Here is a 24,357-nt window from a genome sequence, read left to right on the forward strand (position 1 = left end):
AACTGCCATGATAATGCGGTTGCAGAAAGTTTTTTCCAGTTGTTGAAACGTGAACGGATAAAGAAAAAGATCTACGGAACGCGGGAAGAAGCCCGCAGTGATATTTTTGATTACATCGAAATGTTTTATAACAGTAAGCGTCGGCATGGTTCTAGCGAACAGATGTCACCGACAGAATATGAAAACCAGTATTATCAACGGCTCGGAAGTGTCTAGATTATCCGTGGCGATTCAATCATAATTTCAAGCTTTAAATCAAAAATGCGGACTTTTCGTCGAATTGAATAAGCAAAACTCCGGTGTTTTCCCTCCGCGCACCCTGCGTATAGCCATCAGCATTTTTTATCTGTGGGTATCATATATGCAACCAGGCCTGCTACATCACCCGCTGAAAATGTAAAAGCAGATGAAAAAAATGCTAGTCAATGTTAATGGTGCGCCACATGCACCTACGTGTGATCTATCTTCTTGCCGCATTGGAATAACCATTTCTACACATAACCGCGCTGGAGTAATAAGCCTGGCATTGGTGTATCACCTCCAGCATCTTCTTGCTGGTGCGCTCTTATATTGATTCAGCAGAGCCTCATTTTGGCTTGTCAGTTTCTATATCTGGCAGGCGTACGCAAGCTGAACGATGTTGCGGTAATGTATCGCGATGCTCAGTATTTAGCCTATACCGGACAGTGCGGCGTGATGCTTTACTACCTCGACAGTATGGTTGAGTGTATCGGCGATTTTGATCCGGTTTATGGGCGCGGCATGTTTGAGTATGGTGATTTGACTATGCGCATCCATAATGCCGGGATGACCTCTTTATCATTTGCTGATGTGATCGGAAAAGCATATTACTCGCTGGGCGAGTATGAGCAGATAGAGCGCTCAGTACCTCCTTCGAGAATTAAGTCAATGTGCTTCGCGTGCTTGGTTAAATGGTCAGGTACCTGGGGGCGTCTATCCACACACCATTTCTGTACTTTCCCATCCTTTCATTTTTCGAAGAAGAGATAACGGCTCCCGGGCTGTATTAACCCGTTCGCCCATATGTCTAAGGTATCGAACTGTAAATGCTTGATGGCGTTCAGACTGCCATGCGCGACTATCGTGGACGTTCATTTTCAGAACTGTCGGGTGAGTGAAGCATCAGGCCTTTTCCCTGCTTTTGGGGACGCGCGCCCACATTTCTGACCATAACAACCGCGACAACGCAGCAATGGAAAAAGTGGAGGAGAAATGATGATGACTTCCCCTCCACTTCTGGATCACGCCTGGGAGAGAGGTTAAATCTTTGCTCCTATAATTCTTGAGGCTATAGCTTTCGCCGCTTCGAGCTTTGCTTTCCCTGCTTCAGAATGCGTGCCAGATTCAAATGCTTTGAAGTTAAGCTCAATGTTCTCTACGGCTTTCTCGATGAACACTTGCGGCAACTCTGAGCAAATGGACTGAAAAATGATTTCATACGCTAAAGCACGACACTGCAGGTCATTAATCGCGTCTTCTACTGGCTTCATAACCTCTCCTTAAGAAATACTGTGGTGCTCACCGACAAACAAGAAATGTTCTGTCGCGAATATCGGTGTGATGTGAATATTTAATATCGTTCAGTTAGGCAAATAAAACCAGTGGCGTCAGGGCCAAACCGGATCGGGATAACATTAGGACGGCGTATCCGCCTGGATTGATGCCAGACGGCAAGATTGCATCACCATCGACATGTTCGATGTTTCCAGCGCAGACATGCAGAGCCTGCTCTGTGGGGTGATTTCACCCTCCGGGAGAGAATCGAAACATCAGCCATCGATTCACTGATCGCAAGGGATTTATGCTACCAACTGATTGAGTGGCTTCGCTGCCGGATGGCAATGAAAAAGCTGGTAATATTCAGGTTTTATGCATTGTAGCTGGGTTCGTAGATCATGTGGTGTTCATGACAAACGTTAGGGTAAAGAGATGGCCGGTAGTCGCGCAAATAAAAGGCCGGATGTTTATCTTTCCAGCCTTATGATTAATAACCACATTGCGTCAAATTTTATCGGACGCGCCCTTTAACGCTTCTATATCAATTTCAGCGTCGTTTGTTTCAAGCAACTGAGTTAACTGAATAAGATTGTTAAATTCATTCATAAGTAGTTCTGCATCTGATTTCAGTGGAATATCAGCCGCATCAAGCGCTGCGTTAATCGCTTTTTTTACATTATCAAGCATTTCATTCATGCCACCGTTTTTGCCAAGTGTCAGCATCAACGCCCCGATAAGTAAAGACTGAGCTTCCACTTTGGCTGCAAGTAGCTTGGCTTCCGCATCCATTTTCGAGATTTTTGCAATCACACCGAGTATTAAGTTTTTCATAAGTGCCCCTGTTATTAGCCGCATCACCCCTGAATATATTATGGTCGAGATTTCTATAATGAAGGATCAATAGTTTTGTTGTGGTTATACATGCTTCCTGCATAAGCAGGCCAGGCGTCTGGCTGAATGCGTTGATACTCATAGCGTTATTAATAAGTCGTCAACGGCGGCCTCTGATGCGGGTAATTACTACTGGGGCTACAACGTTGAAAACGCATGCTACTCGGCTTAAAGCGAGCGGGATGCTTGCGAACGGTACCGACGGATGATCTTTGCGATGTGTCTTTCACCGTTGATGAGGGTAACGACTGGACGGCTGCTGAAGTGTTAGGGCAGTTCTGCGGCTTTACCCAGGTAATTTCTCTTCGCATGCTGATCAACGGTTACTTAAGAACAATCATGTTGGCGTGATTCAGGTCGAAATATTTGCCGTGGCTTTCATTGTCAGGAACGCCCAGTTCGATAACCGGCCCTGATATTTCGACCGGTTTCTCAACATAGCTCGGTTTTAAGCGAAAGCGGCTTTGTCCTGATGGAAGATTTTACTGCAGTGCGGGCACATTAACGCGGCGCCTTTCTGGACTCGGGAGAAGCTGTGTTCTGACTGTTGTGAACAGTGAGGGCAGGTGCATTTGGTGAGGAAGTTGCGATTGTTTTTTGAGTCTTTGCGTTGTGGCATAGAGTATTATCCTGATAAATGGCCTGCAACCATACACTATCCCCGAGCATATTGCCCGTAATCCTTTTGTACAGCGCGAGAATCGTGTGGCTTTTCATTTTGCCGCTTGATGATGAGGGCGTCACAGTAATGAATTACAACTACGTCCTGCGGTCACACATTCTGCGAAAAGCATCTCTTCGCGTTTATACGTGTCGGCAAGGCAGCGTATCAGGAACAGGATAAGAAAAAGGCCCGCATGCGCGGGCCGTAGAGGAAGAGGAAAAGCTATCAAGCCTGATGTTCAATGGCTTTTTGCGTATTTTCAATGGCAATCTTACGCGGTTTTTCGCTCTCGGGAATTTCCTGATAAATGGACACCAGCAATATGCCATTTTCAAGTTTTGCGTTGCTCACTTTTGTATGTTCCGGAAGCGAAAAGCTCAAACGGAAATCCGCGCGGCGAATACCTTTGTATATCCAGCCCTGTTCATCATGGGTTTCATTTTCCGCGCGTTTACCGGATACATTTAGTACCCCGCCGACGGTCTCGATTTCGAGTTCGTCTTCTTTCCAGCCGGGGACGCTTACGTGGAGCTGATAATTACTTGTATCGACTTTTTTCAGATCATAAGCCGGTAATGATGCCACCGGTGAGTCGCCAGTTAACTGGCTGAAAAGCCGGTCGATACGATTGAAACGGTCAGCAAAAACAGAGTCAGTAAAACCGGGGAGTGCTGACAAGGTTTTGAGTGCCATAACTTAACCTCCTGAATAATCAATTCAAAAGTTCAACTTAAAGGCAAGCTTTGCTTGTCCGCTTATATAAATAATTCCTTCAACACATTTTTCAAGACACAAATAAAAAAATTTTTCCTGTATCGACGTGGCGAACTGCGTGGTTGAGTACACATGAAATGGCTGCTGGGATGCAGGAAATAACAGGCCTGTAATATGAAGGGAAAAGAAGCTGTTAATGCAAACGTACATCTGCCGCTCGGCTTTATACGTGGGCCACAGCGCGAGTCGCTCGGGAGCGATATAACCTATTTCATTTCAGTGGAAAGGGGAATAATTAATGTTGTTAAGAAAAGACCCTCAGGAACAGGAAATCCGGGCTGCTCCTGAGGGATGCAATTGCATATTCGTTACGTTTATTAGTTTGCTAATTATTACTTTACTGGCAATGAGATTATTCTCATTTGTAATCGATTTCTGATAGATATGGGCTCTCTATGTAATTGGTTTAATTAATGGTTTTTGAACTGGCAGAGCGACAGAAAGTAACTATAGTTAACGCGCTATCATCGTTAACCCTATTTTCCCTGGTGATGTTCTTCTACCGCTCTGTCCGAGCGGTTTTTTTTCCCGGATTTTAGCTATCGCTTAGTGTTATAAATGTTTCTTCTTAACCGGCATAAAGAGCAAATGGATAACCGGAACACTCACCGGCGTTGTAATCGCACTCTTAATCCTTTTTTTTGCTGCCACTCGAGAGGTATCTTTTCTCTAAGCTCACTGAAAATCCTATCTCCCACCTGATAATTCCTTTTAACGCGCGCCTACTGTTTATTTCAAATACTCGCCATAACCTCGTTTTACGAGGCGGCTCGCAATGCGTTTACGTTTTCATCCTCTCGCTCAACTGTGTATGCTTGGTCTTTGCTGGTAAACCCGAAGGAGAAGGTAATGTTAGAAGGGTATTTTGATCTTGATGGGGCGACAGGGGATGAGGCGGTAGAAAACAGAAAGCGCTTATTAGCTGTACAGGCAGCGCTGGAAATTTCAAAGGCGGCAGTTTCTGCAACCACGGCCAATTCGGGCATTCGTAGCCAGATGGATTTACGTAACGTCTCGCAAGAGGTCGCCACCCTCGCCGATGCGATTCAGGATGCGTTAGAATCTGACCTGTAAACCTACCGCCTGAGGGCGGTTTTTTGTTTCCTCTGATTTTCATTTCCCACGACTGATTACAACTGCCGGGACAGGTTTGAACATCTCTGACACTTACTGACGCTTTCTCTCTCAGTATGTTGCCTGTTAACTCTCTCTTGAAAGGTATAGGCATGATGGGAAAAAAGTTAAGCGTAGCCTGGTTTTTTCTGCTTTTGACGTTCGCCCTGCCAGTTCGGCGGCACCCGCTTTCCCCCAACTTTCCGGGCAAAATCACTATATACGGCATGTCGCTGGAGATATTGCAGAAAATCCTGATGAGCATGTACAGGAAAAAATTGAACGATTTGTTTCCCATAAACATTAAATAAGCGACGTTCCCACTCTATTAATTAGTGCGTGATAAAAATCAGAATATAACCTGCGGCAAAAAATGAATTGCTGCAGGTCTTTTTTTGCTGGCGACAACGTTGATAGTGGAAATTACTATTTCTGCCCAGTGAGTTATTGATTTGGAATAACGGAGATATGTATGGCTACAATGACTGACTGGCAAAAAGCTGCAAATAAAGAGCTCAGCCGTAAGGGAAAAAGCGTTGAGTCGCTGGTCAAACTGACGCCAGAGGGCATTGCGATTAAGCCTTTATATACTCCTGACGATCTGAACGCGCTGGAAATCACCGGAACGCTACCGGGATTTCCGCCTTATACTCGCGGGCCGCGCGCCACAATGTATACCGCCCAACCGTGGACGATACGCCAGTACGCCGGGTTTTCAACCGCCAGAGAGTCGAACGCATTTTACCGGCGTAATCTCGCCGCCGGGCAGAAAGGACTTTCCGTTGCATTTGATCTGCCAACTCACCGGGGATATGACTCGGATAACCCGCGCGTGTCGGGCGATGTAGGAAAAGCGGGGGTCGCTATTGATACCGTGGAAGATATGAAAATACTCTTCAACAATATTCCGCTGGATAAAATGTCGGTATCGATGACGATGAATGGTGCGGTTTTACCTATCATGGCGTTTTATATTGTTGCAGCGGAAGAACAGGGTGTTTCTCCTGAGAAATTAACTGGTACTATTCAGAATGATATTTTAAAAGAGTATCTCTGCCGCAATACCTATATTTACCCACCTAAGCCTTCAATGCGGATTATTGCCGATATTATTGCCTGGTGCTCCGCCAATATGCCGCAATTTAATACTATTAGCATCAGCGGTTACCATATGGGAGAAGCGGGTGCTAACTGTATTCAACAAGTCGCGTTTACCCTTGCGGACGGCATTGAATATATAAAAGCCGCGCTCTCCGCAGGCCTGAAAATTGATGACTTCGCGCCGCGCCTCTCTTTCTTCTTCGGTATAGGCATGGATCTGTTTATGAATGTCGCCATGCTGCGCGCCGCCCGCTATTTATGGAGCGAAGCCGTTAGTGGGTTTGGCGCGACCAATCCGAAGTCGCTGGCGCTGCGCACTCATTGCCAGACATCCGGCTGGAGCCTGACGGAACAGGATCCCTACAACAACATTGTTCGCACCACTATTGAAGCGCTGGCGGCGACGCTTGGCGGTACCCAATCTCTGCACACCAATGCGTTTGATGAAGCGCTGGGGCTACCAACGGATTTTTCGGCGCGTATTGCGCGTAACACGCAAATTATCTTGCAGGAAGAAGCGGAGATTTGCCGTACCGTCGATCCGCTCGGAGGCTCCTATTATGTCGAATCTCTGACCGATCAAATCATAAAAGAGGCGCGGGCAATTATCCGCCAGATCGATGATGCCGGAGGGATGGCGAAGGCTATCGAGTCTGGGCTGCCAAAACGCATGATTGAGGAGGCTTCCGCGCGCGAGCAATCGCTTATCGACCAGGGGAAACGCACTATTGTCGGTGTTAATAAATACAAGCTCGATAAAGAAGCGGTAACGCCGGTACTGGAAATCGACAATGTGAAGGTGCGTAACGAGCAAATCGCTGCACTTGAGCAGATCCGCGCCACGCGTGATTCCGCTGCCGTTCACGATGCGTTGTCCGCGCTGACCCATGCGGCCCAACACAACGAAAATCTGCTGGCTGCGGCGATTCAGGCCGCACGATTGCGTGCGACGCTTGGTGAGATTTCCAGTGCGCTGGAAGCGGCGTTTGACCGTTACCTGGTTCCCAGCCAATGCGTTACGGGGGTGATCACGCAAAGCTATCAGCAGGACAGCGAAGCGGCGGTTGAATTCGACGCCATCATTACGCAAACGCAACACTTTCTTGCTGAGCATGGTCGTCGTCCGCGCATTTTGATTGCGAAAATGGGGCAGGATGGGCACGACCGGGGGGCAAAAGTCATAGCCAGCGCATACTCCGATGTGGGTTTTGATGTCGATCTCAGCCCTATGTTCTCCACATCGCAAGAGATTGCCCGGCTGGCCGTGGAAAATGATGTGCATGTCGTTGGCGCATCGTCGCTGGCAGCAGGTCATAAAACGCTGATTCCTGAATTGATTAACGAATTAAGGAAATATGGTCGTGAGGATATTTGTGTCATTGCCGGCGGTGTGATCCCGCCACAGGATTATGACTTCCTGCGTGAACGTGGCGTGGCAGCGATTTACGGCCCAGGTACGCCGATGCTGGAAAGCGTGCGCGATGTGCTGATGCGGATTAGCCAGCGCCATGATTAATGCACAAACCCTTGATGAATCAATCCGTCGCTTGCGGGCGGGGGATCGTGTCGCGCTCGCTCAGGCCATGACGCTGGTGGAAAGCCAGCTTCCACGACATCAAATGTTGAGCCAACAATTGTTGGACACGATTATGCCCGCGACGGGAAGGGCAATACGTATTGGCATCACCGGTACACCCGGTGCCGGGAAAAGTACCTTTCTCAACACCTTCGGCATGCTACTCGTTGGCCTGGGAAAACGAGTAGCGGTTATTGCGGTCGATCCCAGCAGCCCACTCAGCGGCGGCAGTTTGTTGGGTGATAAAACCCGTATGACGGAACTGGCTAAGGCCTATGCGGCGTTTATTAGGCCGGTGCCTTCCGGCGGTGCTACAGGCGGTATCAGTCCGCACGTCGGTGAATTGATACTGCTGTGCGAAGCCGCTAATTACGATGTGGTGATAGTGGAAACGGTGGGTGTTGGCCAGTCTGAAACGGCGGTCGCAAGCATTGTCGATTGCTTCGTTTCACTGCAAATCGCCGGTGGTGGCGATGAGTTGCAGGGCATCAAAAAAGGCATCATGGAAATGGCCGATATCATTGTTATCAATAAAGATGATGGCAACAACCGCGAGGCAGTCGCCATTGCCCGGCAAATTTACGACAGCGCGCTTGCTATCGTTCATCACAAATATCCGCAGTGGCGACCCGCGGTGTTGAGCTGTAGCGCACTGGAAAAGCGTGGCATAGAGGATGTCTGGCAGGCAATTGTTCATTTTTACGATGTGATGACAAAAAATGGTCATCTCCCATTATTGCGTCAGCAGCAGATGGTGACGTGGCTACGAAAGCAGGTGGAAGAAGAGGCGATGCGCCAGCTTTATGCCCACCGCGCTTTCCGAGAAGATTTTAACCAAACGATTGATGAGGTGAAAAATCATCAACAAGCGCCGCGCACGGGCTTACAGCACATCCGTGAATACCTTCAGCATCACTATTTTGCACAGTAAAAAGGAATTGATATGTCGTACGAGTATGTGGTTGTAACCATTATTCAAAAAGTGGCTGTTATCGAATTTAATTACGCACGCAAACTTAACGCACTTAGCAAGGTGTTTATTGATGATTTGATGCGGGCGCTGGAGGATCTTAACAAACCGGAGATCCGTTGCGTGATCCTGCGCGCGCCACATGGCGCGAAAGTCTTCTCCGCCGGGCATGATATCCACGAGTTACCCTCAGGGCGGCGCGATCCTCTCTCTTATGACGACCCGCTACGCCAGATTACCCGCATGATTCAAAAATACCCGAAGCCCGTGATCTCCATGGTGGAAGGAAGCGTCTGGGGAGGGGCATTTGAGATGATCATGAGTTCCGATCTCATTATTGCCGCCAGTTCTTCAACCTTCTCTATGACGCCCGTTAATCTCGGTGTTCCTTATAACCTGGTCGGTATCCATAACCTGACGCGCGACGCCGGGTTCCATATCGTTAAAGAGCTGATTTTCACTGCGGCACCCATCACGGCGCAGCGGGCGCGGGAGGTTGGCATTCTGAACCATGTTGTCGACGCCAGCGAGCTGGAAGATTTCACCTTGCAGATGGCGCATCAGATCTCGGAGAAAGCACCGCTTGCCATTGCGGTAATTAAAGAAGAGCTACGTGTGCTTGGCGAAGCACACACCATGAATTCGGATGAGTTTGAACGTATTCAGGGGATGCGTCGCGCCGTTTATGACAGCCGGGATTATCAGGAAGGGATGAGCGCGTTTATGGAAAAACGTAAGCCAAACTTTCTTGGGCGCTGATTCACGGAGACGATAATGAAACAACCCTGGCCCCGGCTGAGTGCAGACGAAGCGGCAGAAATCATCCAGCACAATGACATGGTTGCTTTTAGTGGTTTTACTGCAGCAGGTTCGCCCAAAGCGCTTCCCGCCGCCATCGCACGTCGGGCACGGGAGCTACATATACTGCAGCAACCTTTTCAAATCCGTTTGCTGACCGGCGCGTCCATTAGCGCGGCTGCTGATGATGCGTTATCGGAGGCGGATGCGGTCAGTTGGCGCGCGCCTTATCAGTCCTCGACGGGAATGCGACAAAAAATCAACCAGGGGCAGATTAAGTTTGTTGATCTGCATTTGAGTGAAGTTGCCCAGATGGTGAACTACGGTTTTTTTGGCGATATTGATATCGCGGTGATCGAAGCCTCTGCGTTGACATCCGATGGCAAAATATGGCTTTCCAGCGGGATTGGCAACGCGCCAACCTGGCTCAGAAAAGCGAAAAAAATCATTATTGAGCTTAATCACTACCACAGCCCGCGGGTGGCTGAACTCGCCGATATCGCCACGCCCGGCGCGCCGCCGTATCGCCACAGTGTTGCTATTTTTAGCGCGTTGGACAGGATTGGCCTGCACTATGTACAGGTGGAACCGCAAAAGATTGTGGCGGTGGTGGATACTGAATTACCTGATGCTGGTAACGTGCTGGATGGCGCAAAATCTGTCTGCCAGCAAATTGCCGACAACGTGGTGAGATTTCTGCTGCATGAAATGGCGCAGGGGCGTATTCCGCGCGAGTTTCTGCCGTTACAAAGCGGCGTGGGCAATATCAATAATGCCGTGATGGCACGGCTCGGGGAAAGCCCCGACATCCCGGCATTTATGATGTACTCCGAAGTGTTGCAGGAGTCGGTAGCGCATTTACTTGCCGCAGGAAAAATCCTCGGTGTTAGCGCATCCAGCCTGACCGTTTCCGACAAGACGCTGCGTAACATATACGACAACATGGATTTTTTCGCCGGGCGTATCGTTTTGCGACCGCAGGAGATTTCCAATAACCCGGAAATTATCCGCCGCCTTGGGGTCATAGCGCTGAATGTCGGGCTGGAATTTGATATTTACGGGCACGCCAATTCAACGCACATCGCGGGCACTAACCTGATGAACGGGATTGGTGGCAGCGGAGATTTTGAGCGTAATGCTTATTTGTCGGTATTCATGGCGCCCTCGATTGCCAAAGAGGGAAAAATTTCTTCCATTGTGCCGATGTGCAGTCACGTTGATCACAGCGAGCATAGTGTCAAAGTGATCATTACGGAGCAGGGCATCGCCGATCTGCGCGGGTTGTCGCCAATTGAGCGCGCCCGCACCATTATTGATAATTGCGCACACCCACTCTATCGGGATTACCTTCATCGCTATCTGGAAACGGCTCCAGGCGGGCATCTTCATCACGATCTTAGCCGCGTATTCGAATTGCATATGAATTTACTGAACACAGGATCGATGCTCGGCTAAATTGCACGAATCGTCGCGATCGTCATTAATACACTGACAGACTTCGGCGGTGTGCCGATGGTTTTTTAACGAATACAGGTATTCCTGCATATACATCGGTCCGTTTGGCGCATCGAAATATCGCAATGTGGTGGGGTTAACCAGATGCCAGGCGAAATAGGGGATCACGGTAAGAAATTGCCCGCGTTCCACCGCGCTGATTTTCGCCATAAAACTGTAGGCCCGGTAGATAACGGTTGGGTGGATCCCGCAAGGGCGCATGTGAGAATCGAGCATGGCTTCAAAATTCGCGCGGTTCTGAAAACGCATCTGCAACCACGGGAGTTCACGCAGTAGCTCCTGCGGCTGTTTTTGCTCATAGCGTCGGGAAACTAAAAATCCCAGACGCAGCGGAGGCAACTCGGTGGCAGTGAGGTTCTCCAGACCCAGAACACGCGGTGAAACCTGCTGGGGAGAAATAATAAAATCAAGCTGGTGGCCAAGCAGGTCATCAATCACGCCGTTGTCACTGAATTCGACGGCCTGCGTGCTGATATTGTCATATTTATCCCCCAGGCTTAGCAGCTGATCGAAAATGATGGTGGGATAGGTGTTGTCGACGCCAATAACGATTTTGCGCGAGCGCAGGGCGGAAGAGTGAAGCTCATTTTCAATTGCTGATAAGCGCTCATAAACCGGGAACAGTTTCTGATAAAGCTCCTGCCCGGCTTTATTCAAACGGATACTGTTATCTTTGCGGGTAAAGAGCGGATAACCAATCTGCTCTTCCAGCGAGACAATGCTTTTGCCAAACGGCGATGCAGTCATGTGTATTTTTTCTGCCGCTCTGGCAATGCTTTTCGTTTGCGCCAGTAAAATGAAGTTGCGCATTCTTTTGGAAATAAAAATAGAGTTGCTCATCTGAAAATCCCTCTCTGACTCAATAACCAATACGTATGGCCATCCGTGCCATCATTAGCATGCTATTTATTGCTGCCAGCAATGGTATAGCACTGCTGTCTTGGCACGAACCAGAGGCATCAATGCAGAGTGGAAGAAAAGCCGCAGTTATTTGCGGCTTTTTCAGATTATTTCTTCAGCAATCGTGGCAACTGGTTTTCCAGTTCAAGCAGACACGCATCCATCATTTTCTGCGTTTCTTGCGTCACTTTTTGGTAACTATTCGCCCGCCAGTCGGCCAGCGGCGCGGTTTTCACCGTTGGTGCACATTCTGCTCTCACAAAAGCACTCAGCACATTGCCATCTTCGGCGCGTTTATAGAACAACACGCGATAGGCCAGATCATAATTACTGTTTCCCGCAGACATATCTGTGTAGACCAGCGACCACTGCGCTGCTGCGATATACAGCGGCTGTTTGTAGACATAATTACCGCCCTGTTTATCGAGCCATTCGCGAATTTTCACTTCAGCTTTTGGGCTTAAATAGCGTGATGTCGGTTCCGGCATGGAATCTATCGCGTTGCCTTTATAGCTATTTTTATCAAAGGCATCGCCGCTGCCTGCTCCACCGCCAAGTGCTGTGCTGAGTAACGAAAGACCCATGCCGGTGCCAGCATGGGCGGGGCTCACTTCACGCAGTTTCACATCCGGGTAGCGATTGTTATTCATTTCAAGCGGGCTAAAAATGGTGGCAATCTCAAGTGTTGTACCGTTGGTGGCTTTTACCGGGTGCGTACTGGTTCCTGCACATCCTGCCAGTAGGGCTACAGACAGTACGCTGAGCGCTAATGCTTTAACTTTCACTTTTTTTCCTTCTTTTTTCCGTTTACAACGTTTAATCCAGCGGACCGGTTCTATTAGTGAATACGCCGGGGGCCTGACTTGAGCAAAAAGTGGTTAATTAAGATAACGGTCTGATTTAAATGAGCTTTAGCGGGGATTTAGCACTGAATTTTCATCTTTATTGGTGCAAATCAAGGAATCTATGAGTGCTTTCGTGTGGAGAAAGGCATGGCAAATTATGAGGTCAGCGTTTCAGATCAGGCAGTCGCGGCCAATTTTTTTCCGGTGGAACAAGGCCTGAATGCCTTTAATGATGAGATCACCGGTATAAGCGATCGCAGGCCTTTGAGTGTACTGGTTAAGGATGCGAATACCGGTGAAGTCATTGGCGGGATGATTGGCCGTACTTCACTGGGGCTACTGTTTATTGATCTGGTTTATCTTCCGCCAGCGCTTCGTGGGCAACGTCTTGGCGAAACACTACTGCGGCAGTTTGAAGAGGAAGGGCGACAGCGCGGCTGCATCTCCGGTTTCCTTTACACCATCAGTTTCCAGGCCCCGGAGTTTTATAAAAAGAACGGTTGGCAAGAGTTTGGTCGTATCAATTGCCTGCCTGAGGGAACCAGCCGGATTTTTTTGCGCAAACAGCTTTAAGAGGCTCAGGGGAGCCGCCTTTCGGTCATCATGGGCATTCGCCGAATGCCTGTACAATAACCCTCTCATTCATGAAGGTTTGTACAAACTCTACTCGTTTGTTCCGCTTTAAGTCTATTTATTAAGAAAACATTAGTTTGCATTTTATTTAAGTATTGTTTTTGGGATACGGGTAACAAATTTTTATTAAGGATCATTGAAATGTTTGTGGCAAAGTTTCATGTAAAATGTATTATTGATTATGGGTGCTACAGTAAATTCTTATATTCTTTTGTGAAGCAATGAATAAATCTTATATTTCTGAACTGCAAAAGATGTCTCTGGTATTATTTTTAGCGAACAGGGGCGTCTGCAATATATTCGCTGATAATGAAGGAGATAAGCATAGTTACAGCAGCTCTCCTTTCACGAAAGCGTGGTTTTTGGATCATACTCACCGGATACACGTCCGCCATTTTGGCAGGATATGGCGGCTGCTAAAAAAGCGTGACACTGAGGCGACAAGCCGCACAGCGCTTGAAGCATACTCGCTCTATGTCAGTGATTGTCTGCTGGAGTTGCAGTCTGCTCCGGTGTTGACCCTGGTTCAGGGCTGGGTGTTAATCGAGGCTTATGAGAAATGCCTTGCCTGTAGTGATGGGTGCGAACCTGCATGCTGTTTTGGCGAGCAATCCGCACCTTCTTTGCTGGAAAAATATATACATCTGTTGTGTTTTGAACCCGGTTTGCAATTAGAATCTGGTTTATTAAAGCAAGCATGTGTAGTGAGTTGGAATAATTCTTATTTATTAAATAAAACGCAACAGCTTAGCGATTAATTTTTGATAGCATTTATATAGATAAAGGATTCGAATTCAACATTATTTCCTCTGCTGTATGTCAATGTTCCCGGTAAAATATTTCCACCAGTAGCAAAAAATATATGTACAACCCTGCAATGGATTGCACGGTTTGCAGGACGCTGATCACACATCCATGATTATCATCACAGTTCCCGTTTTGAAGGCTTGAGCCGCCTCGTCTGATTCGTTATAAGAGTTCCCAGGGCGTAATCAGAAGAAAACTGAGCGAAACCTGATTCCATTGTTGCCTTGCGTGGCGGCAATGGAGTCAGGTTTTTTTTTGCTTTTTTTGGACGAACTCCTCCGGGAAGAACATCTGAGTTAAACAGTGAGAAAGCTGAAAATGAAAGTAGAAAAAATACTCAGCAACAACGCTGTCCTGCTCACCAATGCACAGCAAGAAGAGATCGTGGCCATTGGGCGGGGCATTGGTTTTGGCAAAAGACCGGGCGATAAGGTCGACAGTAGCCAGATTGAAAGCCAGTTCGTCAAAAAGTCGGAAGGACTGGCGGACGTCCTTTCGCAACTGCTGGCGGAAATTCCGCCCCCTTATCTGGCTGTCACGCAGCAGATCATTGCGCTGGCCCAGCAGCGGCTGGCGATCACAGTGCAGGACACACTGTTCCTGGCGTTAAGCGATCATTTAAATTTTGCTATCCAGCGGCAAGCCAACGGACTGGTGATTAAGAACTTTTTGCTGTGGGACATTAAACGTTTTTATGCCCAGGAATATGCGGTGGGGCTTGAGGCATTGCAGCTTATCAACAGTAAACTCGGCATTAGCCTGCCGGAGGATGAAGCCGGGTTTATCGCACTGCATCTGGCGAACGTCAGGAATAACAGCGACATGCAAAGCACCATGCAGAGTGCCACCATCATTAAAGATGTGCTGACAATCCTGAAATACGATCTGCACCTGACCTATGACGAAGAGTCGCTAAATTATCAGCGGCTTATCACGCACCTCAAATTTTTCGCACTGCGTTTGCTGAACCGCAATACCGTCGAGCACGGCGACGACAGCATCTATCAGGGGATCACCAGTATGATGCCGGCTGCCTATGCCTGTGCGATGAAAGTTAATGATTATGTTGAAAAGAATTACCAGTGCCAGCTCACCACCGACGAAGTGATGTTCCTGACGATCCATATCAATCGCCTGAGCGGTGGTTAACGGCGGCAAGATAAAGGAGAAAGTAACGATGCAAATGAGGTTTCCCGAAGGTTTTCTGTGGGGTGGCTCGGTCGCCGCAAACCAGGTCGAAGGCGCATGGAACGAGGGAGGAAAAGGCATTTCCACCTCCGATCTGCAACCGCAGGGAATACACGGTAATGTCGTTGAACGTGACGCGAACAGCACCGGTATCAAAGATGTGGCCATCGATTTTTACCACCGTTATCCGGAAGATATTCAGTTATTTGCTGAGATGGGTTTTAAAGTATTGCGCACCTCGATTGCCTGGACACGCATTTACCCAAATGGCGATGAAAGCGAACCAAACGAAGCGGGGCTGGCTTTTTACGACCGGCTGTTTGATGAAATGGCGCGCTATGGCATCCAGCCGTTGATCACGCTTTCACACTACGAAATGCCTTACGGGTTGGTGAAAAACTATGATGGCTGGAGCAGCCGGAAGGTAATCGACCTGTTCGAGCGCTACGCGCGCACGGTCTTTACCCGCTATCGCGATAAAGTGAAATACTGGCTGACGTTTAACGAAATCAACATGGCATTGCATGCGCCGTTTACCGGCGTTGGGCTTGCGGGCGAGCGAAGTAAGCAGGAGATCTATCAGGCCATTCATCATCAACTGGTGGCCAGCGCCCGTGCGGTAAAAGCCTGCCATCACATCATCCCGGATGCCAAAATCGGCAGCATGTTGCTGGGTGGCATTCGTTACCCGATCACCTGCAAACCGGAAGATGCGCTGAAATCGCAGCGGGTAAATCGCGACTGGCTGTTTTTTGGCGATGTTCAGGCGCGTGGTGCTTATCCGGCGTGGATTGGCCGCTTTTTCCGCGAAAATAACATTGCGCTCAATATCACCGGGCAGGATGAACAGGATCTACAAGAGACGGTCGATTTTATCTCGTTCAGTTATTACATGAGCGGTTGCGCCGCCGCGCAGCCGGAGCTGTATCAAAGCTCGCGCACCAATATTATGCGCATGATCCCCAACCCGCATCTTGAAAGCTCCGAGTGGGGCTGGCAGATAGACCCGCAAGGGCTGCGATTTTTGCTCAATGAACTGCACGATCGTTACCAGAAGCCGCTGTTTATTGTGGAAAACGGGTTGGGGGCGAAAGATGTCCCCGCCGAGGATGGCTCGATTGAAGATGATTACCGCATCCAGTATTTGCAGGCGCATTTGGTGCAGGTCAGAGAGGCGATTGAAGATGGCGTGGAACTGCTGGGGTATACCAGTTGGGGGCCGATTGATCTGGTCAGCGCCGGAACCGCGCAGATGTCGAAACGCTATGGCTTTATCTATGTGGATCGCGACGATGCCGGGAATGGCACGCTGGCGCGTCGGCGTAAGAAAAGCTTCTTCTGGTATCGCGATGTGATCAGCAGTAATGGGGAAACGTTAGCACCGTAATGTGAGCGCAAGAGATGCCGGATGTGGCTTACGCCTATCCGGCATTTGTCGTTTATGGCGTCACGGTGACAATCGCGCGGCGGTAAGCGAAAAGTGACGGCGTGCCGTCATCCTGCACCTGCAAAATGATGTGGAACGGCGTAGCGGTTTTGACTGGCGGTGCGATAAAGCTGACATCAAGTGCGTCACTGTTCTCAAGTTTCAGTTCCGGTGCGAAATGGATGCCCATGCTGGTGGCTGTGGGTTCTTTATATTGCCACCAGTGATAACTCAGGCGGTTGTTATCCGGGTCATGCGAGCCTTTCGCTGAGAGTTTCACCATCTCGCCGGGCTTGACCTGCAATGTCACAATTTCCGTCCCGGGTTTACCGTTGAGCACCAGTTGCGGGTTGTGGTTCGCCTTTTCCACCCCGGCGTTAACGCTCCATGCCATACGCGCGGCAAAATCATTCTGGAATGCTTCGCGCCAGCGCCAGATAGTGGCGCTGGCAGTGCGGCGACTTTTGCCATCAATGCCGGTCACGGTATCAGACGTGCTGGTGCGCAAACCACTGCGACTGTCAGGATTGACCGCTGCGTAGCGTCCACCCCAGCCGCCATACTCCGGGTGTTCCGGCGCATTCAGCCCATTATTTAACAAGTAGAGAAACGAGGGCGTATCACCTTCCATGGTGTACTCGATTGCCGGATAGACCGCACCCAACGGGCCTTTGTTGCGAATATTTTTCGCCAGCCAGTCGTTGTTCACCTTGCTCATATCGCCGCCTTCGGCATAGCGCGACGACATGCCTGTCCAGGTGGCAATAAAGTAATCGTTCCATGCATGAATACTGGTGATATAGCGTAGATCCGGGAACTGTGCGCGGATCCACTCGCCCGTATTATCCTGATCAGAAATGGCATAGACGCGGATCTTGTTCACGAACGCTGCTACTTCTTGTGGTGAACGTGTCGCGCGCACATCGTACAGCGCCTGTGCCAGATCGACCGCGCCGCCCCAGACATCAATCCACAACGGGCGCACATCGTGTTTATCCACCGCATTGATTATCAGTTGTGACGCCGGCGTGGATTTTCCCGCGCCGACATAATCCATGCCGTAACCGGCGCGGCCGGCACGAACGACGTTGCGCAGCGCATCAGCGCTGGGGTAACCGTTGGCATGTTTGCGTAAATTCGGCAGCACTTGCTCATACGCATCAATGCGTTTGAGCATCATCTGCGGGTTCACTTTGTCACGCAGCCAGGTGGAGGTGGTGGCAACCAGCCCTTCGACATCAAACTCATTGCTGTAAACCAAAAAACGCACCAGCGACTGTGAATCATCGGGCTCGTTGCCAATATCAGACAAAATCAGGATGCGGGTTTTTCCGGACATCGGCTGTTGCGTGGTGGCTTGTGTTGTTGTGCTGACTGCGCCAAGAGAGAGCGCCAGTAACGTGCTTAATAGCGTTTTTGGAAGTGACATGGAGTTTTCCCTATCTTAAAAAACAAAAAAACCTGCTTTCCGTTGCCTGGTGGAGCAACGGAAAGCAGGTTTCGCCAAAAGGAGATGTAACGTCCTGTGGGCATGGTTATAAAAAGAGTCGTTCAGGCAGGCAACGCATAATATTGATAAATGTGACCGGGGTTCTGTATTTGCCTGGTTGTTTAATTCCAGGTCAACGCTATTTGCGTGATGATTTTCACAAATTGATCATTTGCGGTGGTAATTGCCTGCGCGGCTTGTTAGAAAGAGGGCGTTGTTAAGGACGTCACCAGAGAAATTCTGGGCGAGACCTGGATAAAGCAGTGTGTTTACACACTATTTTATCCAGGTTTTTTTTTGCTTTTTTCCAGCTGGCCAGCGGATGCAGGCAACACCAGGGTGACCTGATTATTACTGTCGTTTGTGAAACGGGAAGTCTCATTATGAATAGCAAAGTACTGGCAGAAAATATTCTGCAGCTGGTAGGTGGAGAGAGCAACGTTGCGACGCTGGTGCATTGCGCGACGCGTTTACGTTTTAAAATCATTGATAACAGCAAAGTGCGGTTGGCCGAACTCGACGCGCTGGACGGCGTCATTACCGTGGTGAATGGTTCAGGCCAGTTACAGGTGGTGGTTGGCAACCGCGTGCCAGACGTGTTCCGCGCGTTTGGTACCATCTCCGGATTACTGGAGGATGATAAGAAGAAACAACCTGCGGAACCGGCGCAAAATACAGCCTCGCTGTTAGGGCGTTTGATCGATTTGGTGGCCGGGATTTTCACGCCATTATTAGGCGCGATGGCCGCAGCCGGTGTACTAAAAGGCGCGCTGGCGATTGTGCTGGCCGCCGGGTGGCTGAGCAATAAAGAGAGCACCTATATTATTTTGCATGCCGCATCCGACAGCCTGTTCTATTTTCTGCCGATGCTGTTAGCCATCACCTCTGCGCGTAAATTTGAAACCAATATCTTTGTTGCCGTGTCGATCGCGGGAGCGCTCATTTACCCCAGCATTCAAGGGTTATTTGATGGCGGTCAGCCGGTGAGTTTTTTTGGCCTGCCGGTGGTGATGATGAAATATACCGGTTCGGTGATCCCGATTATTTTCAGCGTCTGGCTGATGTCGATAATAGAGCGCTTTCTCAATCGTCATATTCATGAAAGCGTGCGCAATATTCTGACGCCGTTTTTCCTGCTGACGTTGATGGTGCCGCTGACGTTAATGACCATCGGGCCGATTGGCATTTCGATCAGTGAGGTTGTCGCCTCTTTATTTGTTTCGATTTACGGTTTCAACCCGATTATTGCCAGCGCGCTAATGGCTGCCGCCTGGCAGGTGTTGGTGATTTTCGGCGTGCACTGGGGCTTTGTTACCGTTTTTATCAACGACATTTCGGTGATGGGACACAGCTTTCTTAAAGCCGCCTCCAGCCCCTCGGTTTTCGCTCAGTCCGGCGCGTTGCTGGCGGTGATGCTGCGGGCGAAAGACAAAAAACTGAAAGCGCTGGCGGGCAGTACTTTTATCGCCTCGCTGTTCGGCATTACCGAACCGGGTGTCTACGGCGTCACCCTGAAACTGAAAAAACCGTTTATCTGCGCGGTGATCGCGGCGGCCTTTGGCGGTGCGGTGGTTGGGTATGCTAAAAGCTCGGCGATTTCAATGGGCATGCCTGGATTGCTGACGCTGCCGATTTTCTACGGCGACGGTTTTATCGGCTTTCTTATTGGCTGCGGCGTGGCGTTTATTGGCAGCCTCGTGCTGACGCTGATCGTTGGTTTTGACGAACCTTCCGTACAAGCGATACCCGACGCGTCGGCGAGTGAAAAAAAACATCCCGCACATCAACCGGTAATGCCGAAAACCGCTGCGCTGGCTCCTGAGCAGATTACCGCGCCGGTTTCTGGCGCGTTAATCCCGCTGGCAGAAGTGGAAGATAAGGTCTTTTCGACAGGCGTAGTTGGGCCGGGTTTTGCCATTATTCCTGATGAAGGACGAGTTTATTCCCCGGTCGACGGCCATATCGCCAGCACCTTCGCCAGCGGCCATGCCATTGGCATTCGCTCCACGGCGGGCGCGGAAATACTGATCCACGTCGGGATTAATACCGTGCAACTGGATGGGCAATATTTCCATATGAAGGTGAACGAAGGCGATGACGTCAAAAAAGGCCAGCTTCTGCTGACTTTCGATCTCGATGAAATTAAACAGGCGGGTTATGACACGGTGACGCCGGTGGTCATCACCAACAGCGAAGCCTGGCGCGAATTACATATTAGCGATAAACCCCATTCCCGCTTTGGCGAACCGGTAATGGCGCTATTGGTGTAACTCTCGCTGTTAGCGGGAAGCTATTTGCGGCGGGGGCGGTTGTCGCCGCAACCTATTAAAAACGTGTTTATGCGTTAATTGATCTACCCCCACAGGACGTTACTGATTTTATTCAGGCGAGACCTGCAACTGACGGAGCATTTTCCGCTGGTTGCGGGTCTTTTTGTTTTCTGGGGGTAATACCGAGGGGAACTCATGAAGGTGAACAACATAATTTCTAAAAAGAGGTGTATTGCCGTGGCGTTATTATCCTGTTACGGCGCAAGTATCGGGGTAATGGCGCAGCCGCTAACGCTTGAACAGCGCATGGCGGCGCTGGAAGCGCAGTTGCGCGTTACGCAGCAGAAACTGCAAGCCTATGAAGAAAAAGAGCACGCGCAGCAACGCAACGTTGCCTCATCAGCAGTGCCTGCGGCGCAATCTGGTACGACGGTTCAGGCTACGGCCGCGCAGGCTAAAACGGAGCCGGAGCTGTCGGCAGGGACACTGAAAAAAATAAGCCAGTATGTGCAGGATGATACCGGCTTTAAATATTCCGGTTATTTCCGCTCAGGTTGGGCAACCACCACCAATGGCGGACCAAAATCCTGGGCAGTGGGATCGCTTGGGCGTTTTGGTAACGAATATGACGGTTGGTATAACTTGTCATTAAAGAAACGAGCATGGCGCGATGGCGACAAATCTATTTGGGCGAATGTGCAATTTGAGGGCGATCTCGGGTTAACCCAGAGCAATGAATCCTTTGAAAAAGGGATGTCCGGCGGCGGTATGGGCAAACTGAGTAAACTCTATGTGGAGGGCAACGGGCTACTTCCTTTTGCGCCAGAGGCGTCGGTCTGGGTGGGGAAACATACGCTGCCACAGTATGAAATTCAGCTACTGGACTGGAAAAGCAATCGCACACTTTCTGGCGCAGGCGTTGGGATAGAAAACTGGAAGCTGCCGGTTGGCGCACTCAGTATGGCAATAACGCGTAATGATATTGATAACTACAGTACGGTGTGTGCGGCAGGTTCTTCCAGCTGTAGCGATACCACGCAGGTTAACGTCAATATCGCGGAAGTTCGCTACAAGAATCTTCCTGTCAGCGAAAATATGACGCTGGAGCTGGGGGCGAAATATGCATTTGCTAACCAGACGGATGAGCAGAAAAAAGCGCAGGCGGATAATGATTATTATCAGGTGAAATCCTCATGGCTTGGACAGGCGATTTTGCGTAATCCCATTCTGAAAGGCGCAAATGAATTGACGCTGCAAGTGGCGAATAACTCCCTTGCCAGCCAGTTTATGAATATTTCCAGCGCCAACCCGGATTTTGATTACAACAGTTCTTACTACGGTATTCACAGCGGTGGTATTGGCTGGCGGTTAGTGGACCAGGGGGAGTTCTATCTGGGTGAGAAGGTTATCATGGCGCATGCGCTGGTGTATGGTCGCGGCCACGATCTTTACTCGACATATACCGGCGCGCATACGGACTTTACCACCGCGCGTGCGGTTATTCGTCCGTCATGGATCTGGAATCAAAACATGCAGACGGCGCTGGAATTGGGGTATTTCACGCAGAAAAATCGCGTCAATAATTCCACATTGGATGAATCTGGTTATAAGGTGACGCTGGCGCAGGTGTATAAAGTGGATACCAGCATTCTTAATTCCCGACCGGAACTTCGTCTCTATAGTACTTACCTGAAAGCGTTAGAACATGAGATCGATAGCCAGACCTTTAACGACGGTAAGGATTATCAAATAAGTTTTGGTGTGCAGGCTGAAGTGGTCTTTTGAACAACAAAAACAGAATCCCCGCCGGGGTGGCGGGGAACAATAACGCATGCAGATGTTGCGTTAGAAAGCGATAAAAATGCAGGGTGGGATAAAGACAAACCCTTTATTTTTAGATGGCAAAATCTTCCAGTTTTTTACCGTCTTCCAGTGCTTTGGCAATCACTTTCGGTGTGCGGCCCTGGCCGGTCCAGCTTTTTTCCGTGCCGTCTTCATCAATATACTTATATTTGGCAGGGCGCGGTGCACGAACAGATTTTGATTTCGTCGTTTGTCCTTTCAGCGAGGATAAAAGTTCGGTTGGATCGATACCTTCATCCAGCAGTTTTTGACGAAACGCAGCCAGCTTGGCTTCTTTCTCTTCTTGTTCTTTACGTAGAGAAGATTCTTCTTCACGACGTTCTTCAACAACAACTGACAGTTTTTCAAGCATCTCTTCAAGAGCTTCAAGGGTAAGCTCACGGGCCTGAACTCGCAGGGTGCGAATGTTATTAAGTGATTTAAGTGCTTCTGACATAGCGTCACTCCGTGTGCGGAAAAATGAATAATCTATCGGAATTAATTTTTAGTGATAACGACATAAAAATCAATATGGAATTATAGGTTTTAGCAAATATATATGTGATTTTGCAACCCTATGACTTTGTAGGTATCTCGCTAAGGGTAATTTAGTAACAATGCGGCATTAAAAAAGCCACAAAATTTAAGGGTTATTTTTATCGGAATCGTTAGTAAATGCCGCTTGTTCATCATGAAATAACCTATATCTTTGCATTGACTTTCGCTTGCCAGAGGCAGATGTTTCTTAACAAAGAGTCATTACAGGTATAGCGCCTGTTTCAAACGGTAAAAGTTATCTCTGAACTGGCGCGTTTTTTCTTTTTGATTTGCGTTAGCGCAAGCGGCAATTTCAGCACTGCTAAATGTTTCATTAAACATGACCACATATTGATGGCTCAGGTTTCTACACAATAAGTAGCTAAGGAATTTTGCCCGCGTCAGGCATTGTTGAGAATATTCTCGATTGGTGGCAAGCACGGCACGCTCCAGTTCATATCGAAAGTCATAAAAATCCACCTTGTTGACCGTCAGTTGTGGTTTCTTTTTCATACTCATCTTTTAATTACATACAGTAATAATTGCATTGCTGGATATCGCGCGTTGCGGCGCACACAGCGTGTCGCATAAATGATGGGAGGCGGGTTTTATCCTGTTAGCGGGTTTTTCTGATATTAAACTGAAACTGCCTGGCCTTAACGCGACCCTATTTTTTAAAGGATTCAGCCTGTGAGAAAACGCGCGGCGACATGAATTGCAGCGCGATAACTGTGTAATAACGAATAGGCTAAAGCGGCTTGCTGTTACGTTTTGGGGCGGTGTAAAACTGAACCTTACAACCAGAGCCTGGGATATTGGGTTCTCAGCGGGTTCAAAATAGCCGGTGCGATCGCGGTATGCATTTTGTGATACCGCACTTTCCCGTTGTGTATTTCCCTGTTGCCAGGCGTCGCCATATTTACCGGGCAATGTTCTGATATCCATTTCCACGCGAGTGTTAGCTGTGCTGCTATGGGTTTTACTTTCGTACTGGCGGTAGTGAGTCAGTACGCTGTTGATAACCGTGTTAGTCGTCTGGTAGCGCTCACGTTTGGCGATATTTAACTGCTGTTTATCCGGCATCAGACTAACCTGAACGGAATTAATGACAAAACGCGCATAACCGCGGTTGCGATAATCATTGGGCAACGCTTCACTGTTCTCGTGCCGTTTTTGTTGTGAGTATTCCCGGGCGGCGATCACTTTCCACCCCGAAGCCGAAGCGCGTAATTGCCGCTGGTTTCGCGCTATTTCCTTACTAACCGTTTGGTTAACAATAATGCGGATTCGTACTATGTTGGCGAATATGGCTTCTGCTCTGGTTTTTACAAAAACAGAAAATAGCGCGTCGACACGCTGTTGCCCGGCAGAACGAATGGTGTTGATTTTATATGCGGATATGGCGTGAAGCCTAAAAGGAGAAAACGCGGATCCAGCGATAATTTTGCATTTTTTCAACATGACATTTCGTCTAAAAGAGAGAGCAAAGGGCGCGGTTGC

The 24,357-nt window shown here is 49.0% G+C and carries 23 protein-coding genes; 13 read left to right on the forward strand and 10 right to left on the reverse strand.

Translation table 11 applies throughout. The annotated features are described in order from the left end of the window. Together JKP81_RS08775 and JKP81_RS08780 are read left to right on the forward strand one after the other, a co-directional pair. Positions 1-216 (forward strand): IS3 family transposase (locus tag JKP81_RS08775; RefSeq protein ID WP_162721445.1); only part of this gene is annotated, 216 nt, incomplete at its 5' end. Between the two features lie 354 nt (positions 217-570). Then, on the forward strand, positions 571-1,011 hold the full coding sequence (locus tag JKP81_RS08780) for a hypothetical protein (protein ID WP_200551422.1): 441 nt from the start codon (positions 571-573) through the stop codon (positions 1,009-1,011). A 269-nt stretch (positions 1,012-1,280) separates the two neighbouring features. On the opposite strand, the gene JKP81_RS08785 is transcribed toward JKP81_RS08780, so the two are convergent. The 4 genes from JKP81_RS08785 to JKP81_RS08795 all read right to left on the reverse strand — a co-directional run bounded on the left by JKP81_RS08785 (position 1,281) and on the right by JKP81_RS08795 (position 3,766). After that, positions 1,281-1,511, reverse strand: a complete 231-nt coding sequence (locus JKP81_RS08785; RefSeq protein WP_086871229.1) for a hypothetical protein — start codon at positions 1,509-1,511, stop codon at positions 1,281-1,283. Between the two features lie 511 nt (positions 1,512-2,022). Next, complete coding sequence (gene iraP, locus JKP81_RS08790; RefSeq protein WP_017455729.1) at positions 2,023-2,349, reverse strand: anti-adapter protein IraP; 327 nt, start codon at positions 2,347-2,349, stop codon at positions 2,023-2,025. 508 nt (positions 2,350-2,857) lie between these two features. Beyond that, positions 2,858-3,028 carry a YnfU family zinc-binding protein gene (locus JKP81_RS23575; protein ID WP_216848957.1) on the reverse strand — a complete coding sequence of 57 codons (171 nt, stop codon included), beginning with the start codon at positions 3,026-3,028 and terminating at the stop codon, positions 2,858-2,860. Positions 3,029-3,298: 270 nt separating this feature from the next. After that, positions 3,299-3,766 carry an Hsp20 family protein gene (locus JKP81_RS08795; RefSeq protein WP_200551423.1) on the reverse strand — a complete coding sequence of 156 codons (468 nt, stop codon included), beginning with the start codon at positions 3,764-3,766 and terminating at the stop codon, positions 3,299-3,301. 930 nt (positions 3,767-4,696) lie between these two features. Here JKP81_RS08795 and JKP81_RS08800 point away from each other — a divergent pair. The 5 genes from JKP81_RS08800 to JKP81_RS08820 all read left to right on the forward strand — a co-directional run bounded on the left by JKP81_RS08800 (position 4,697) and on the right by JKP81_RS08820 (position 10,860). Then, a complete protein-coding gene (locus tag JKP81_RS08800; RefSeq protein WP_200551424.1) occupies positions 4,697-4,921 on the forward strand; it encodes a hypothetical protein in 225 nt (74 codons plus the stop codon). 511 nt (positions 4,922-5,432) lie between these two features. Beyond that, positions 5,433-7,577, forward strand: a complete 2,145-nt coding sequence (scpA, locus tag JKP81_RS08805) for a methylmalonyl-CoA mutase (protein WP_200551425.1) — start codon at positions 5,433-5,435, stop codon at positions 7,575-7,577. Beyond that, a complete protein-coding gene (gene meaB, locus JKP81_RS08810; RefSeq protein ID WP_200551426.1) occupies positions 7,570-8,568 on the forward strand; it encodes a methylmalonyl Co-A mutase-associated GTPase MeaB in 999 nt (332 codons plus the stop codon). The genes scpA and meaB overlap by 8 nt, the downstream gene beginning before the upstream one ends. Positions 8,569-8,580: 12 nt before the next feature. Then, positions 8,581-9,366 carry a methylmalonyl-CoA decarboxylase gene (gene scpB, locus JKP81_RS08815; protein ID WP_200551427.1) on the forward strand — a complete coding sequence of 262 codons (786 nt, stop codon included), beginning with the start codon at positions 8,581-8,583 and terminating at the stop codon, positions 9,364-9,366. A gap of 15 nt (positions 9,367-9,381) precedes the next feature. Next, positions 9,382-10,860 (forward strand): succinate CoA transferase, encoded by a 1,479-nt coding sequence (locus tag JKP81_RS08820; protein WP_200551428.1) that lies wholly within the window; start codon positions 9,382-9,384, stop codon positions 10,858-10,860. Here the strand turns inward: JKP81_RS08820 and JKP81_RS08825 are convergent. Together JKP81_RS08825 and JKP81_RS08830 are read right to left on the reverse strand one after the other, a co-directional pair. Continuing rightward, positions 10,831-11,760 carry a LysR family transcriptional regulator gene (locus JKP81_RS08825; RefSeq protein ID WP_200551429.1) on the reverse strand — a complete coding sequence of 310 codons (930 nt, stop codon included), beginning with the start codon at positions 11,758-11,760 and terminating at the stop codon, positions 10,831-10,833. The two genes, JKP81_RS08820 and JKP81_RS08825, sit on opposite strands and share 30 nt — an antisense overlap. A gap of 167 nt (positions 11,761-11,927) precedes the next feature. Beyond that, positions 11,928-12,605: a hypothetical protein gene (locus tag JKP81_RS08830; RefSeq protein ID WP_200551430.1), complete on the reverse strand. Its 678-nt coding sequence runs from the start codon at positions 12,603-12,605 to the stop codon at positions 11,928-11,930. A gap of 207 nt (positions 12,606-12,812) precedes the next feature. Here JKP81_RS08830 and JKP81_RS08835 point away from each other — a divergent pair, with 207 nt between their 5' ends. From JKP81_RS08835 to JKP81_RS08850, 4 genes are all read left to right on the forward strand, one after another. After that, positions 12,813-13,238 (forward strand): GNAT family N-acetyltransferase, encoded by a 426-nt coding sequence (locus JKP81_RS08835; protein WP_200551431.1) that lies wholly within the window; start codon positions 12,813-12,815, stop codon positions 13,236-13,238. A gap of 281 nt (positions 13,239-13,519) precedes the next feature. Then, on the forward strand, positions 13,520-14,056 hold the full coding sequence (locus JKP81_RS08840; RefSeq protein WP_200551432.1) for a FlhC family transcriptional regulator: 537 nt from the start codon (positions 13,520-13,522) through the stop codon (positions 14,054-14,056). A 367-nt stretch (positions 14,057-14,423) separates the two neighbouring features. Beyond that, positions 14,424-15,254 carry a BglG family transcription antiterminator LicT gene (gene licT / locus JKP81_RS08845; protein WP_200551433.1) on the forward strand — a complete coding sequence of 277 codons (831 nt, stop codon included), beginning with the start codon at positions 14,424-14,426 and terminating at the stop codon, positions 15,252-15,254. 28 nt (positions 15,255-15,282) lie between these two features. Beyond that, positions 15,283-16,680, forward strand: a complete 1,398-nt coding sequence (locus tag JKP81_RS08850; protein WP_200551434.1) for a glycoside hydrolase family 1 protein — start codon at positions 15,283-15,285, stop codon at positions 16,678-16,680. A 52-nt stretch (positions 16,681-16,732) separates the two neighbouring features. Here JKP81_RS08850 and JKP81_RS08855 read toward each other — a convergent pair whose 3' ends face one another. Further along, the gene (locus tag JKP81_RS08855) at positions 16,733-18,148 is read right to left on the reverse strand and encodes a DUF1593 domain-containing protein (protein ID WP_200551435.1); all 1,416 of its coding nucleotides are present in this window, start codon (positions 18,146-18,148) and stop codon (positions 16,733-16,735) included. A gap of 443 nt (positions 18,149-18,591) precedes the next feature. On the opposite strand from JKP81_RS08855, the gene JKP81_RS08860 reads away from it, so the two are divergent. Continuing rightward, on the forward strand, positions 18,592-20,478 hold the full coding sequence (locus JKP81_RS08860) for a beta-glucoside-specific PTS transporter subunit IIABC (protein WP_200551436.1): 1,887 nt from the start codon (positions 18,592-18,594) through the stop codon (positions 20,476-20,478). Positions 20,479-20,715: 237 nt separating this feature from the next. Continuing rightward, on the forward strand, positions 20,716-22,263 hold the full coding sequence (locus tag JKP81_RS08865; RefSeq protein ID WP_370568872.1) for a carbohydrate porin: 1,548 nt from the start codon (positions 20,716-20,718) through the stop codon (positions 22,261-22,263). Between the two features lie 109 nt (positions 22,264-22,372). Here JKP81_RS08865 and JKP81_RS08870 read toward each other — a convergent pair whose 3' ends face one another. The 3 genes from JKP81_RS08870 to JKP81_RS08880 all read right to left on the reverse strand — a co-directional run bounded on the left by JKP81_RS08870 (position 22,373) and on the right by JKP81_RS08880 (position 24,318). Next, positions 22,373-22,777: an H-NS family nucleoid-associated regulatory protein gene (locus tag JKP81_RS08870; protein ID WP_017455745.1), complete on the reverse strand. Its 405-nt coding sequence runs from the start codon at positions 22,775-22,777 to the stop codon at positions 22,373-22,375. Positions 22,778-23,079: 302 nt separating this feature from the next. Then, positions 23,080-23,370, reverse strand: coding sequence for a hypothetical protein (locus JKP81_RS08875; RefSeq protein WP_200551438.1), 291 nt, complete (start codon positions 23,368-23,370; stop codon positions 23,080-23,082). Between the two features lie 9 nt (positions 23,371-23,379). Further along, positions 23,380-24,318 (reverse strand): hypothetical protein, encoded by a 939-nt coding sequence (locus tag JKP81_RS08880; protein ID WP_200551439.1) that lies wholly within the window; start codon positions 24,316-24,318, stop codon positions 23,380-23,382. Positions 24,319-24,357: the final 39 nt, after the last annotated feature.

It is taken from the genome of Kosakonia sp. LAM2021 (assembly GCF_016620385.1).
Taxonomy (GTDB): Bacteria; Pseudomonadota; Gammaproteobacteria; order Enterobacterales; family Enterobacteriaceae; genus Kosakonia; species Kosakonia sacchari.